Genomic DNA, 13,361 nt, shown 5'->3' with positions numbered 1-13,361 from the left:
CCCGGGAGTAAATCATGACCACCTATATTGCGCCGTTGCGCGACATGCATTTCGTGATGAGCGAGTTGGCCGGTCTCGGCACGTTATCGTCGCTACCGGGCTTTGAGGACGCGACACCGGAACTCGCCGGGGCCGTGCTCGAGGAGGCAGCCAAGCTCGCCACGGAAGTGCTTGCGCCGCTCAACAAGACAGGCGACGAGCAGGGTGCGCGCCTGACCCGCGATGGCGTCATTGCGGCAGACGGCTTCAGACCGGCCTACCAGCAATTCGTTGGCGGAGGCTGGAACGGGCTCAGTGGCGATCCTGACTATGGCGGCCAGGGTCTGCCCGAACTGCTGCATGCGGCGACCGTGGAGATGTGGAACTCCGCCAACATGGCCTTCGCCCTGTGCCCGCTGTTGACCGCCGGCGCCACCGAGGCATTGCGACAGCACGGCTCACAGGAACTCAAGGCGCGCTACCTGCCAAATCTAGTTTGCGGGGAGTGGACCGGCACGATGAACCTGACCGAACCGCAAGCCGGTTCGGACCTGGCCGCCGTTCGCGCGCGAGCCATTCCCGAGGGGGATCACTATCGGCTGTATGGCCAGAAGATCTTCATTACGTGGGGCGATCACGATATGACCGGCAATGTCATCCATCTCGTGCTGGCGCGCACGCCGGATGCGCCCGAAGGCGTGCGCGGCATTTCGCTTTTTCTGGTGCCCAAGTTTCTCGTGAATGCCGACGGCTCTCCGGGGCAACGCAACGATGTGCACTGCGTGTCCCTCGAACATAAGCTCGGCATTCACGCGAGTCCGACCTGCGTGATGAGCTTCGGCGATCAGGACGGTGCGACTGGCTATCTGGTCGGGCAGGAAAACAAGGGTCTCGCACATATGTTCACGATGATGAACGAGGCCCGCCAGAAGGTCGGCATTCAAGGATTGGCGATGGCCGAGCGCGCGTATCAACAGGCGCGTGAATACGCGAAAGAGCGCATTCAGGGCAGGCCGGTCTCAAGCAAGTCGAGCGCCGCTGTCGCGATCATTGAACATCCGGACGTGCGGCGCATGTTGCTGACAATGAAGGCCCAGGTGGAAGCGATGCGAGGGTTCGCCTACGTGATGGCGGCCAATGCGGATTACGCGCACCGGCATCCGGATGCCAAAGACCGCAACCGTTATCAGACCCGCGTCGACCTCCTGATACCGGTCCTGAAGGGGTGGTGCACTGAACTTGGCGTGGAGATCGCGTCGCTAGGTGTACAGGTGCACGGCGGGATGGGCTACATCGAAGAGACCGGCGCGTGCCAGTACCTGCGCGACGTCCGCATTTCAACGATCTACGAGGGCACGACGGGCATCCAGGCAGCAGACCTCGCGGGCCGCAAGCTTGCCATAGATCAGGGGGCGGCAATGGCTGAGCTGATTGCGGAGATGCGTCAGCTCGCGCTTGAACTGGAGCGTAGCGCGGATACGCGCCTTGTTCCGGTCGGAACCGCGGTGGCCACCGGCGTGCGGGCGCTCGAGGACGCCACCGCATGGATGCTTGGAGCGCTTACGAAAAACGTGGACGAAGCATTGGCCAGTTCATTCGACTATCTGATGCTCACTGGCTACGTGTGTGGTGGATGGCAGATGGCGCGTGCCGCGCTGGCTGCGTCGAGAAAATGCGCGGCGGGTGAAGATCCGGACTTCCACGAGACGAAGATCGCGACGGTACGGTTCTACGTGGACAAGATATTGCCCAAAGCGAACTCTCATCTGGAGATGATCCGGTCAGGCGCATCCAGCGCACCGGATATCGCCGTCGAGCAATTCTGATCCGGGTTCTTAAACGAGTCGATGAACTAACAAGCTTATATAAATTCGTAATGCGAAATAAATATTGGAGACAAAAAATGAAAATAACCAGATATCTCCCCTTGTTGACAGGGGTAATGTGCGCCGGCGCACTGGCCCAGAGTGCCGGCAGTTTCATTGCGACAGGCGGTACTACATGGATTGACTATGGCCCGTCGTCGGCAACGCCATTGCAAAGCAGCTCGGCGGCGGGCACCTTCACCTCAGCAGGGACGACCGGCCAGATACACAATACCTGGACGGTCGAAACGGCGTTCACCTATTTCATCACGGACAACATCGCGGTCGATCTGGCTACTGGCGTGCCGCCGAAGCTCAAGCTTTACGCGCAGGGTACGGTGACGCCGTTCGGCCCCGGCGGTCCCGGGCTCGGACTGGGCAATCTGCAACCGCTTGCCACAACAAGAGCGTGGCCACCGATTCTCTTCCTCAAGTACTACTTTGGCGCGGCGCAGACGAAACTGCGCCCCTTCATCGGTGTGGGTGTCAATTACACGTGGTATACGGCGATCCAGCTCAATCCGACATTCAATGGTGCGTTGCACACGGTCGCGGGACCAGGAGGGGATGTCAAGGCATCGCTTAGCCCGTCGTGGAATCCTGCATTCAATGCGGGCATCTCCTATAACTTGAGTAAGAACTGGTACGCCACCGCATCGGTGACCTATCTGCCACTCAAGACGAATGCGACGATCACTGCTGTCGCGGCCAACGGGCAAACCGTGCTGACCAACAGGACGCGTATCACGGCCAATCCGTGGATCGGCTTCGTGGGGATCGGATACCGGTTCTAGCGTACGGGATTGGCGGGGCGTCTGAAGCGATCCCTATTCTTCGTTAATCTAACGTCTTGAGTTCAGTGATGCCCTCTTCGGTGCGAGGGCGTACAACCAGGGGGAAACATGCTAGTCACTCGATACCTGGCGAACGACCTGTTCGCAGGTAAAACCGTATTCGTCACCGGTGGCAGCAGCGGCATCAATCTCGGCGTAGCGAGGAATTTCGCAGCCTTGGGCGCCAAGGTGGGCATCTGCGGCCGTACCCAGGAAAAGCTGGACATTGCTGCAACGGAGCTGCGCGCACTCGGCGCCACGGTCTGCCCCGTCGTTGCCGACGTGCGTGATTTCGCCGCGCTGGAAGCGGCCTTCGCCAGGAGCCGGGCGGAACTGGGTCCCATGGACGTGCTGGTCTGCGGCGCGGCCGGCAATTTCCTGGTTCCGGCGGAGAAGCTCTCCCCCAACGGCTTCAAGACCGTCATCGACATTGACCTGCTTGGAGCCTTCAACGCCTCGCGGGCGGCCTTCGAGCAGTTGAAGGAGACGCAGGGCACCATCATCTACATTTCTGCCGGCATGGCCTACATGCCGTACGCCTTCCAGGTGCACGTGGGCGCCGCCAAGGCGGGCATCGACATGTTGATGAGAAACCTGGCGCTGGAATGGGGCCGCTATGGTATTCGCACGAACAGCATTGTCCCCGGACCCATCGAGGGGACCGAAGGCATGAAGCGGCTGTGGAGCGCGGAGCGAAAGGAGGAGTTCATCAACGCCATTCCGCTGCGGCGTATGGGCACGGTGGACGACATCGGGCAGAGCGCGGTCTTTCTCGCCTCGCCGCTCGCTTCCTACATTTCCGGCTGTGTCGTGGTTTGCGATGGCGGCCAGAACCTGTCCGGCTCGGCGCTGTTCAACATGGGGGCCGAGCAGATGCTGCGCGCGCAGGAAGGCGATCGAGTCTAGTATCGCGTTAACGCATTCAGCCAGGCATCGGCATATGAAAACGCTATTCCTGATCCTGGTGTGGTCAACGCTGCTCACATGCGGCGGCGTGGCGTATGCGCAGGTGAACCAATCGGATCCGCAGGCGCTGATCGAGACAGCAACACAGCAGGTGCTGGACGAGGTGCGCATTCGGGCGGTCGAACCGGGCGATATCCCTCGTATCGTCGGCATCGTGAATAAAAGCATCCTTCCCTACACCGATCTTCGTCGCACGACGCAGCTCGCGATGGGCCGGCACTGGAAGACAGCGACGCCTGCGCAGCAGGAGCAGGTCACCGAACAGTTCAAGATGCTGCTGATTCACACGTATTCAGGCGCCATTGCGCTACTTCGCCCGGATCAACAGATTGAGTACCCGCCGTCGCGCATCTCACCGACCGACACGGACGTCGTAGTGCGCACAATCGCGATGAGCAACGGCCATCCAATGGAGATCGACTACCGGTTGTACAGAACGCCAGGCGGTTGGCGCCTATATGACCTGAACGTGCTCGGCGCCTGGCTGATCCAGGCATACCGGCAACAGTTCAATGACAAGATCCAGCAGGCTGGCGTGGAAGGACTGATCCAGTTCCTCGTTGAGCGCAACCAGCAGCTTGCGTCGGGACGACCGTAACCGGCTGCCCTCAGGCAATGGACCTTCGCCTGACGACCATGCTCATTTCTTGATTTCAACGTTCGTAAGAGATATTGGCCAGCGCGTCTTGCAGCTTGCCGAGCCCTTGGCGTATTTCGCCGGCGCCATCAAACAACAAGGCTTGCAGACGATCGCTCAGGATTTGCGTCAGATCGTGGTATCGCGGTGCGGCCGGGCAAGGAAATGCCTGGATGCCGCCGGTCTTGGCTAGCCGATCCATCACGGCAATGACGCGATTGCGCTGCAACACGTAGCGGTCCTCCGCAACCGAATGACGCGCATTACCCGCGGCACCATGCAAGACGAAATACTTCATCAATTCAGGCGACGTCAGCGTTTCGACCGCGTTCCATGCCGACTTCGCGGCGCGTTCAGTGTTTCTCGACGGTATCGCCAGCAGCGCACCTCCCAGCGGCGAAATCGGCTTCATGCCGGGTGCGAACGTTGGATGCAATTGCAGCCCGATACGACCGCCTTTCTGCAACAGCGCATGGCTGTCGAGCATGCCGTACCGATTAGACCAGTGATAACACATGGCCGCTCGGCCGGAGCCGAAGATTTGCGCGTTGCGCGCCCAATGCAAACTGCGTAGTTCAACGGGTGAATAGGGGATCAGCTCTCGAAGATATTCGATGACGCGCCTGCCGGCTTCGCTATCGATATGCAGGACATCTTCGTCGACAGAAAGCGCTCCTTGCGCGCCGAGAATCTGCAGGAATGATTCCGCAAGCGGCAAGCCCGGTGCTGCGCTCCAGGTGATACCCGCGCGCTCCTGGCTCGGCCGCTGCAGGCGGCGCGCGCAGTGAACGACGTCCTCGAAGGTAACTGGAGGGCTGAGACCTTCGGCCTCGAACAGATCCTGGCGGTACCAGAGGAAATCGAGCGTCGGCTGCAGCGGGATCGCGTACAACTGGCCATTGCTCCAGCCGGCTCGCCAGACCGCATCGTAGAAATCCGCGCCGGAAAAGCGCCCGCCAGCTTGCAGCGCCTGCAGTTCGAGCAGGTGTCCATGACGCGATAGTTCGGCTAGCCACGGAAAGGGAATGGCGACGAGCAGCGGAGCCGTTTCTTCGACGTGGGACTCGCCTGCGAGTGTCTGCTCGAGCGCCTGACGGTAAGCATCCTGCGGATACGTCAGCACCCGCAGGCGGACGCCGAGGAAGCGCTCAATGTCGGTGCGGTTGTGCTTGACGATGTCGAAGACCGGATCCTCATAGGCGACGAGCGTCAGTTCGATCGCGTCGTTGAAACCCTGGATCGCCGCGCGCGGCCATGCAATGTCCGGTGCGGGCGCGAGGCTGGCTGCGTCGAAGCGATCGAGCGAATGGGTGTGGCTGGTGCCCACGATGAGGCGGATCGTCTGCTCGGTGATGCTGTCGAGGCGCTCGAGCAGGGCCGCGGACGGGGTCACCGTGGCGCGATTCCCTGTGCCGGAAAGCGGACGAAATTGAAGCCAGCCCCGGGCCTTCAGTGCGAACACCACACGTCGCGCACTCGTGCGAGGCAGGCCCGACAGGTCGGCCAGCGCAGTGATCGTTGTGTACTTGTCGCTCAGGTGGTTCTGCAGCAGCGCGCCAAGCACCGGCCACATGGTCTGAGCGTCGTCGCCGAGTTCGTGGCGCAGTACCTCCGATAACTTGTCAATGACGGCTATTGCGGCGCGGCAATCACGTACATGCATCGAAAGGAGCTCCCATAACTACCGTGATAACAGTGGGATGGCTTGATCGTGGACCAGCATATCACCTCCTGAGTATTGATTTAATTGCAAATAACCAGAATGGGCATTTTTGTACACCTGTTCTGCGACGACTCCGTCATAGGATGCAAGCACGCAGCGCCCCATGAGGCGAACGCGGCTAAAAACGAACAGGAGACGACGTATGAGACGAGTGGCACGCCTGATAGCGGCAGTGGCCGTACTAGCATTCAGCCTGCACGCAGCAGCGGATGCGCGGTTCGTTGTGGTGACGCACGCGCCCGATGCGGATCCGTTCTGGAATGTGGTCAAGAGCGGGATTCGGGACGCCGAGAAGGATTTCGGCGTGTCGGCCGACTATCGCAATCCTCCCAACGGCGATCTCGCCGACATGAGCCGCCTGCTTGAACAGGCGGGTGCGCGCCACTATGACGGCGTAGCGACGACGATCGCCGATCTTGACGTCGTCACGCGTCCGGTGAAGGCGATCGTGGCCAGAGGCGTGCCGGTCATCACCTTCAACTCCGGTACGGCCAAGCAAAGCGAATCGCTCGGTGCGTTAATGCACATCGGCCAGCCCGAGTACGAGGCCGGCAAGGAAGCCGGCCAACGAGCGAAGGCTGCAGGCGTCAAGAGCTTTCTGTGCGTCAACAACAACGTGACCAACCCGGAGTCTTTCGAGCGTTGCAGGGGATTTGCTGAAGCCATTGGCGCGGACTTCAAGAAGGCGACGCTCGATTCCGGAAACGACCCGATCGAAGTCGAAAACAAGGTGTTCGCAACGCTGCACGAACGGCCGGGGACGCAGGCCGTGCTAGCCCTCGGTCCAACGTCTGCTGTGCCCGCACTGCGCGCGGTCCAGAAGCTCGGGCTGACAGGGAAGATCTATTTCGCTACGTTCGACTTGACCCCCGAAGTCGACCAGGCGATCCAGGCTGGGACGGTCGCGTTCGCAATCGATCAGCAGCCGTACCTGCAAGGCTATATTCCGATCGCGTTGCTGGCGATCATGAAGCGGGACAACAACCGGGACGTCGGCAAGGCATGCGCAAGGCTGGCCGTCGATCCGAAGTTCAAGGGGCATCTGCAGACCTACGGCCTGACGCCGCACTTCGGGCCGGCCGGCGTGGATACCGGGCCAGGTTTCGTCACGCGCGACAACGTCCGGACGGTCGAAAAGTACGCGGGACAGTATCGCTGAACGAGTACTGCGCCGCGAGGGCGCTCAGGCCGGATCGCGCGGCGGCATGAAATCCAATCGTGGATGATCAGGAGGATCACGCATGTTTCAACTGGCCGTATGTGCAGAAATGGTTTTTCGTGACCTGCCATTTGTCGAGCGGGTCAAAAAGATTGCCGAGATGGGCTTCCAGGTCGAGATCTGGGACTGGACGAGGCAGGACATTGGCGCGCTGGTCGATACGGGCGCCACGTTTTCGTCGATGACGGGTTACATCGAAGGCGACCTGGTCACGGCAGATGGTGCACAGGCGCTCCTGCGCACCGCCGCGCAATCTATCGAGGTGGCGCAGCGACTGCGCTGCCCGCGCCTGAATCTGCACGGTACCGGACTGGACGGGACCGGCATGCCTGTGAAGCCGACACCGGTTGTATCGGGCGCGATGTGGCTCGCCGCGCGCCGTACGCTGGCGGAGGTAGCCGAGCTCGGGGAGCGTGCAGGCGTCACTTTCTGCCTCGAGAACCTGAACACCGAGTTGGACCATCCGGGCGTACCGTTTGCGCGCGCAGCCGATACGCTCGCGCTGGTCGAAGCGGTGAATAGTCCGCATCTTCGCCTCAATCTTGATCTTTACCACGCGCAAATCGGCGAAGGCAACCTGATCGGATTGGTTCGCCGCGCGCTTCCCTTTGTTGGCGAAATCCAGGTGGCCGATGTTCCCGGACGCTGCGAGCCCGGCACTGGCGAGATTAATTACCCGGCGATTGCCCGGGCACTGGCGGTTGCCGGCTACCGAGGCATGGTCGCGCTGGAGGCCTGGGCGAGCGGAAACGACGAACAGGCCCTGCAGCGGTTTCGGGACGCCTTCTCGGTACACAAGAACGTCACCGCCTGAATTGACAGTTAGACCATCGTCTGACGCAACCATATTAAAGATAGGAATGCATATGAATACACAAAAACCCGTTCGTGTAGGTCTTATCGGCGCCGGCGCCATCGGTTCATTTCACGGCGAGAGCATTGCGCGCCGACTGCACAATGCGCAGCTTGCAGCTATCGCCGATCCTTCCCCGGGTGCCGCGCAGCGGCTTGCGGAGCGACTCGATTGTCCCGTCGCGGTGACGCAAGCCGAAGAGATCATCGCGAATCCGGATATCGATGCGGTAGTCATCGCCGCGCCAGCCCGCTTTCATGCCAGCCTCGTTGTGTCAGCCGCACGAGCGGGGAAAGCCGTGTTCTGTGAAAAGCCGATGGCGTTGACACTCAAAGAAGCCGACATGGCGATCGAGGCCGCACATGCGGCGGGCGTCCCGCTGCAGGTCGGCTTCAACCGTCGCTACGACAAGGCGTGGGCCGAAGCGCGTGACGCCATTGTCTCGGGTGAACTGGGGACCCCGCAACTGCTGCGTTCGCTGACCCGCGATCCGGGTCTTGCCGATCCGGCGCGCGTTCCGGTGTGGGCGATTTTCTTCGAAACGCTGATTCACGACTTCGACACATTGCGATTTCTCAATCCAGGCTCGGAAGTCACGGAGGTTTATGCCATCGCGGATGCGCTCGTTCGGCCGGATTTCAAAGAGCGCGGCCTGCGGGACACCGCGCTCGTCAGCATGAGGTTCGACAATGGAGCGATGGCCACCGCGGAAGCGAATTTCCATGCTGTCTACGGCTACGATGTTCGCGGCGAAGTTTTCGGTTCCGGCGGGATGGTCACGATGGGCGACGTCCGACGCTCGAACATGACCCGGTTCGCGGCGGATGGCGTGTGCAATGCCACTACCCGGCTCAACACGGACCTCTTTCAGGACGGGTACACGGCCCAGCTTGCGTCCTTCATGGACGCGGTGAGATCCGGTGTGGTCAGCGGACCAGGCGGAGAGGATGCGCGCGCCGCGTTGGCGATCGCGCTTGCGTGCGTGCATTCGGTGAACGAAGGACGGCCGGTACGCCTTGCCGACATTCTCGAATCGCCGCCCGTCCTGGCGCCTTATGGCGTCGCGTGACTATCCTGTAGCAGTGCGCTGTCTCAACTATCTTCGGGGCGACAGGTTTTCCTATAGGACCTTGCTATGGGAAACACCGGTTCAGGGATCCTTCACGGGCATTTTTGACATTCGGATACTCGAATCCAGCTTGATGCAGATCAGTTCGGGGCATACCGCCTCACGGTCAGAAAGAGATGGAGAGAAAGGATGTCGAATCAGGCGCGTTATTGCGTAATTGGAGCGGGTGCTGCGGGCCTGGCGCGCGGCGCGAATGATCTGGGCGAGCGCCTCGAGCGCTTGCAGACGGCGGAGTCGCGCATCAATATCGTGCGACGTTTCTAGCACCAAAACCTCGACGAGACCCATCAGCAGCGCGATGCATTCGAGTACCCGACGGTCGCCGTCGAGGTTGAGCACGAGCTCGTGGTTTGACAACCCGCCGAGATAAGCACGAGATAGGAATAGGGTTTTCCTGTTATCCATTGCTTTGCAATTAAGGGGAAAAGATGCGAATTTGCTGGATTCATCCAACGACCAAGACGCCAGAGCTTGCTCCGCTGTGGACAACGATCGAACAAACAGTGTCGCCTGACTTGTTGCCGGGAACCGAGATCGAATATCGATTTTCAGCGGGCAGCGCAAACTTCACGCGGTCCTCTTATGCTGAGCATCTGAACTCGGTGCTCATGCTGGATCAGGCCATACAAGCCGAGAAGGACGGCTTTGATGGGGTATTCATTGGCTGCTGGAATGACGCGCTGTGGGAAGCCCGAGAGGTTCTTAGCATCCCGGTAGCATCGGTCGGCGAACAGTCGATGCTGGCTGCACTGGCGATGGGTCAGCGATTTGCCGTCGTGACTGTTTCACAAAAGACTGCTGTCGCGATCGAGCGAGACCTTTTCGCGTATGGCCTTCATGAGCGGGCTATTTCGCGACCCGTGCGGTCGATTGCGCCGGAATCCGATGGCGATTTGCTGCTTGGGGCGGTGACCGATCCGCATAGCGGCTTCATTCCGCGCTTTGAAGCCGCCGCTCGCGGTTGCATTGCCGACGGAGCCGACATCATCCTCGTCGGTTGCGCCTACTATGGTCCGCTGCTTCGTCGCGTGGGCTACACGCATGTAGCGGACACGGGCATTCCTGTCATTGATTCTACGACGGTCGCGATCAAGTACCTTGAAGCGATGGTGGGGGTGTCGCGAGCCACGGGCATTACGAAGTCAATGGGCCCAATGTTCAGGACCCCTGACCCGGCGAAGATTGAACGGGCTCGTGCTGCGCTGGCTGTAGTCGAGGCGGGTAAGCTCCGGTAAGGTCGTGTTCACGCCTGTGCCAGGCATGTTGATGCCCCCCCGCAGTCGTTTGTGGCAGGGGGCATCGAACCGAAAAATCTCGACATTGTCGAAGCGGACAAGAAGACAGTCGACGGTGATCGGAGCGCGACCGGGCGACTCCGGGTAAGCCCTATCCAAACCTACGATCTGCCCGTCGATCAACGCGGGACCAACCTCGTAGTCCACGTCTTGGAATATAGGCTCAGGACGCAGAAAGAATTCCGCCTCAGCTAGCGGGCAGGCGCGCAAACCGATCTGGAAATAGCTCGTTTAGCGGAAATCCCCGTATCAAATCTACTTCGACCGAGACGGTACAACGCTACATTTTAGGTAGCGTGGGTGCTCTTTCCTGGCTATCCCTGATCCTTGGAACAGGCCCGTAGTCGTTGTTCGAAGACTCAACCACCTGAGCACCCGCATCTTTTCCTCTGCCTGATTGAAGCGAATAACTGAGCTCGCATGCGCGAGTTCGGGTAATTCCCAGCACTGAATGAAGCGACAGCCAGACGCGCTTCGGACACCGTCAACACCCCGCCGACATTTGCCGAGACGCCCGTGCGACAGGGTGATGCGCCTGCGCGCAGTCTGTTGAACGGTATTTCCCCCCATAGGACCTTGCTATGGGAAACACCGGTTCAGGGATCCTTCACGTGCATTTTTGACATTCGGATACTGGAATCCAGCTTGATGCAGATCAGTTCGGGGCATACCGCCTCACGATCAGAAAGAGATGGAGAGAGAGGATGTCGAATCAGGCGCGTTATTGCGTAATTGGAGCGGGTGCTGCGGGCCTGGCAGCACTGAAGACGTTGACCGATGCCGGCTTTGCCGTCGACTGTTTTGAGAAGGGGGGGCGGGTCGGCGGGCACTGGCATCACGACTACGATGCACTGCATCTGATCACACCGAAGAACAGTTCGTGTTTTGACGGCTTTCCGATGCCGGCTTCGTACCCGACGTATCCGAGCCGCGAGCAGGTGGCGGCCTATATGTGCGGCTACGCCGAGACGTTCGGCCTGGACAAGATGATCACGTTCAGCACGGCCGTTGAGCGCCTGGAGCCGATCGGCGAGCGGGGGCGTGACGGCTGGCGTGTGAGCCTGTCGGACGGTGCCGTGCGCACCTACAAGGGCGTCATTGTTGCGAACGGCCATCTGTGGGACCAGAACATCCCGACGGTCGGCAAGGGCTTCACGGGCCGCTCGATCCATTCGGGTTCGTACAGGAACACCAGCGACATCGAAGGGCGGGTGTTGGTGGTGGGTTTTGGCAACTCCGGGTGCGATCTGGCCGTGGACGCTGCGCAAAGCCGCATGGATGTCACGATCGCGATGCGCTGCGGGCAGGTGTTCCAGCCGAAGACCTTCTTCGGTCTGCCGCGCGGGGAGTTGCCGTCGCTGAATGCGCTGCCACCCGAGATGGCCAACATGGTCACGATGTCGCTGATCACCACGGTGTTCGGCACGCACGAGCACTACCCGGGCATGCCGGCGCCTGAGACCTACGATCTGGAGAAGCAGCCGCCGGTGGTCAACTCGCTGCTGCTCTACTGGATCCAGCACGGGCGCATCAAGGTGGCGCCGGGGCTGCGCGCGATCGAAGGCAAGCGCGTGAGCTTCACGGATGACACCGAGGGTGAGTTCGACACCATTCTGTGGGCGACTGGCTTCAAGACGACGCTGCCGTTCATCGACGCGTCGCTGCTGGAGTGGCGCGATGGTGTGCCGCTGCGCACCGCCGCGATGACACTGCCGACGACGCTCGAGTCGCTGTACTTCGTCGGACTGGCTGCGCCGCGCGGTGCCCAGTGGCCGGTGTACTGCGCACAGAGCCGTCTCATTGCCCGATTCCTGACGCAGCACGAGCGCGGCGTGAATGATCTGGCCGAGCGCTTCGAGCACTTGCAGACCGCGGAGTCGCGCATCGATATCGTGCGGCGTTTCTGGCAACAAAACCTCGACGAAACCTATCAGCAACTCGATGTGTTCGAGCAGCCGACGGTCGCCGCCGAAGCTGAATCTGACCTCTCCATCTGACATTTAACGAGAAAGAACATGCAGACACTCAATCAGCAAACGGCGCCCCAAAGTGTGCTCGTGACGGGCGCCAATTCTGGCATGGGGCGCGCTACCGCGCTGCGCTTTGTTGCCGAGGGTTGGCATGTAGTCGCGGTCGATGTAACTGAGCCGACCCATGCCGCCGACCCGAACATCACGTCCGTAGTCGCCGACATTACCGACGAGGCCGCGCTGTCCGCTGGCGTCGAGCGTGCGCTCATGAACAGGCCTCGCCTTGCCGCCGTCGTCAACGCGGCCGGGATCTTTCCGACGTCGTCGCTTACGAGCTACGACGTCGCGCTGTACCGGCGCATCTTCGACATCAACGTGCTGGGCACACTGAACGTTGCGCGTGTTGGGGCGAAGCATATTGGCCCGGAAGAGGGCGGAGCGATGGTGTTCTTCGCCTCCGTGGATGCTTTCGCGGTCTCGCGAAACCAGCTTCTCTACAGCGCGTCCAAGGCCGCCGTTGTTTCGTTGACCCGGTCGCTCGCGATCGAGCTGGCCGAAAGCCGCATCACGGTGAATGCGGTCGCACCCGGCTGGGTGGATACCGAAGGCACGCGTCGCGGTGGGCGCATCGAGGCCGCGATCCCTGGGATCCCGCTCAAGCGCGCGGCGTCAGTCGACGAGATTGCCACCTGGGTGTGGAATCTTGCGGGCAAGCCGTCGTATATCACGGGAGAGACAGTGTGTATCGCGGGTGGCATTTTCATGCGGTAACTGCAAGTCTCAAGGCTGGCGTCAGCGTAAGTCGAGCAGAACTGACAGTAAGGTCGTATCAGTAGCAGTTCGTCACCTTCCGAATAATCGAGTTCACTTTATTTTTTTATTGGAGATTCAT

12 protein-coding genes are annotated in these 13,361 nt (G+C 60.7%); 10 read left to right on the top strand and 2 right to left on the bottom strand.

Annotation, left to right across the window (positions count from 1 at the left end):
* The first annotated feature begins 14 nt into the window (after window positions 1–14).
* From M0D69_RS04925 to M0D69_RS04910, 4 genes are all read left to right on the top strand, one after another.
* A complete protein-coding gene (locus tag M0D69_RS04925) occupies window positions 15–1,805 on the top strand; it encodes an acyl-CoA dehydrogenase C-terminal domain-containing protein (protein ID WP_301780953.1) in 1,791 nt (596 codons plus the stop codon).
* Window positions 1,806–1,882: 77 nt separating this feature from the next.
* Window positions 1,883–2,638 (top strand): OmpW family protein, encoded by a 756-nt coding sequence (locus M0D69_RS04920; RefSeq protein WP_301780952.1) that lies wholly within the window; start codon window positions 1,883–1,885, stop codon window positions 2,636–2,638.
* Between the two features lie 108 nt (window positions 2,639–2,746).
* Window positions 2,747–3,583 (top strand): SDR family oxidoreductase, encoded by an 837-nt coding sequence (locus M0D69_RS04915; protein WP_301780951.1) that lies wholly within the window; start codon window positions 2,747–2,749, stop codon window positions 3,581–3,583.
* 34 nt (window positions 3,584–3,617) lie between these two features.
* Entirely contained in the window at window positions 3,618–4,241 is a 624-nt protein-coding gene (locus M0D69_RS04910; protein WP_301780950.1) for a phospholipid-binding protein MlaC, read from the top strand.
* 55 nt (window positions 4,242–4,296) lie between these two features.
* On the opposite strand, the gene M0D69_RS04905 is transcribed toward M0D69_RS04910, so the two are convergent.
* A complete protein-coding gene (locus M0D69_RS04905) occupies window positions 4,297–5,943 on the bottom strand; it encodes an extracellular solute-binding protein (RefSeq protein WP_301780949.1) in 1,647 nt (548 codons plus the stop codon).
* Between the two features lie 202 nt (window positions 5,944–6,145).
* Between M0D69_RS04905 and M0D69_RS04900 the strand changes: the two genes are divergently transcribed.
* From M0D69_RS04900 to M0D69_RS04890, 3 genes are all read left to right on the top strand, one after another.
* Window positions 6,146–7,162, top strand: a complete 1,017-nt coding sequence (locus tag M0D69_RS04900) for a sugar ABC transporter substrate-binding protein (RefSeq protein WP_301780948.1) — start codon at window positions 6,146–6,148, stop codon at window positions 7,160–7,162.
* Window positions 7,163–7,244: 82 nt separating this feature from the next.
* Window positions 7,245–8,036 carry a TIM barrel protein gene (locus M0D69_RS04895; RefSeq protein ID WP_301780947.1) on the top strand — a complete coding sequence of 264 codons (792 nt, stop codon included), beginning with the start codon at window positions 7,245–7,247 and terminating at the stop codon, window positions 8,034–8,036.
* A gap of 52 nt (window positions 8,037–8,088) precedes the next feature.
* Window positions 8,089–9,144 (top strand): Gfo/Idh/MocA family oxidoreductase, encoded by a 1,056-nt coding sequence (locus M0D69_RS04890; RefSeq protein WP_301780946.1) that lies wholly within the window; start codon window positions 8,089–8,091, stop codon window positions 9,142–9,144.
* 81 nt (window positions 9,145–9,225) lie between these two features.
* Here the strand turns inward: M0D69_RS04890 and M0D69_RS04885 are convergent, their stop codons facing one another.
* The gene (locus tag M0D69_RS04885; RefSeq protein ID WP_301780945.1) at window positions 9,226–9,609 is read right to left on the bottom strand and encodes a hypothetical protein; all 384 of its coding nucleotides are present in this window, start codon (window positions 9,607–9,609) and stop codon (window positions 9,226–9,228) included.
* Window positions 9,610–9,632: 23 nt separating this feature from the next.
* On the opposite strand from M0D69_RS04885, the gene M0D69_RS04880 reads away from it, so the two are divergent.
* From M0D69_RS04880 to M0D69_RS04870, 3 genes are all read left to right on the top strand, one after another.
* Window positions 9,633–10,439: an aspartate/glutamate racemase family protein gene (locus M0D69_RS04880; RefSeq protein ID WP_301780944.1), complete on the top strand. Its 807-nt coding sequence runs from the start codon at window positions 9,633–9,635 to the stop codon at window positions 10,437–10,439.
* 764 nt (window positions 10,440–11,203) lie between these two features.
* The gene (locus M0D69_RS04875) at window positions 11,204–12,496 is read left to right on the top strand and encodes an NAD(P)/FAD-dependent oxidoreductase (RefSeq protein ID WP_301780943.1); all 1,293 of its coding nucleotides are present in this window, start codon (window positions 11,204–11,206) and stop codon (window positions 12,494–12,496) included.
* A gap of 18 nt (window positions 12,497–12,514) precedes the next feature.
* Window positions 12,515–13,240 carry an SDR family NAD(P)-dependent oxidoreductase gene (locus tag M0D69_RS04870; RefSeq protein ID WP_301780942.1) on the top strand — a complete coding sequence of 242 codons (726 nt, stop codon included), beginning with the start codon at window positions 12,515–12,517 and terminating at the stop codon, window positions 13,238–13,240.
* Window positions 13,241–13,361: the final 121 nt, after the last annotated feature.

The sequence above is a fragment of the Caballeronia sp. SEWSISQ10-4 2 genome (assembly GCF_030464885.1).
Classification (GTDB): domain Bacteria; phylum Pseudomonadota; class Gammaproteobacteria; order Burkholderiales; family Burkholderiaceae; genus Caballeronia.
The sequence above is the reverse complement of the archived record's forward strand: the minus strand, read 5'-3'. Positions and strand labels throughout refer to the sequence as shown.

Coding starts and splice junctions, on each gene's coding strand:
- M0D69_RS04870 (WP_301780942.1), top strand. CDS start 12,515: ATGCAGACACTCAATCAGCAAACGGCGCCCCAAAGTGTGCTCGTGACG.
- M0D69_RS04905 (WP_301780949.1), bottom strand. CDS start 5,943: ATGCATGTACGTGATTGCCGCGCCGCAATAGCCGTCATTGACAAGTTA.
- M0D69_RS04880 (WP_301780944.1), top strand. CDS start 9,633: ATGCGAATTTGCTGGATTCATCCAACGACCAAGACGCCAGAGCTTGCT.
- M0D69_RS04910 (WP_301780950.1), top strand. CDS start 3,618: ATGAAAACGCTATTCCTGATCCTGGTGTGGTCAACGCTGCTCACATGC.
- M0D69_RS04885 (WP_301780945.1), bottom strand. CDS start 9,609: ATGGATAACAGGAAAACCCTATTCCTATCTCGTGCTTATCTCGGCGGG.
- M0D69_RS04895 (WP_301780947.1), top strand. CDS start 7,245: ATGTTTCAACTGGCCGTATGTGCAGAAATGGTTTTTCGTGACCTGCCA.
- M0D69_RS04920 (WP_301780952.1), top strand. CDS start 1,883: ATGAAAATAACCAGATATCTCCCCTTGTTGACAGGGGTAATGTGCGCC.
- M0D69_RS04915 (WP_301780951.1), top strand. CDS start 2,747: ATGCTAGTCACTCGATACCTGGCGAACGACCTGTTCGCAGGTAAAACC.
- M0D69_RS04925 (WP_301780953.1), top strand. CDS start 15: ATGACCACCTATATTGCGCCGTTGCGCGACATGCATTTCGTGATGAGC.
- M0D69_RS04875 (WP_301780943.1), top strand. CDS start 11,204: ATGTCGAATCAGGCGCGTTATTGCGTAATTGGAGCGGGTGCTGCGGGC.
- M0D69_RS04890 (WP_301780946.1), top strand. CDS start 8,089: ATGAATACACAAAAACCCGTTCGTGTAGGTCTTATCGGCGCCGGCGCC.
- M0D69_RS04900 (WP_301780948.1), top strand. CDS start 6,146: ATGAGACGAGTGGCACGCCTGATAGCGGCAGTGGCCGTACTAGCATTC.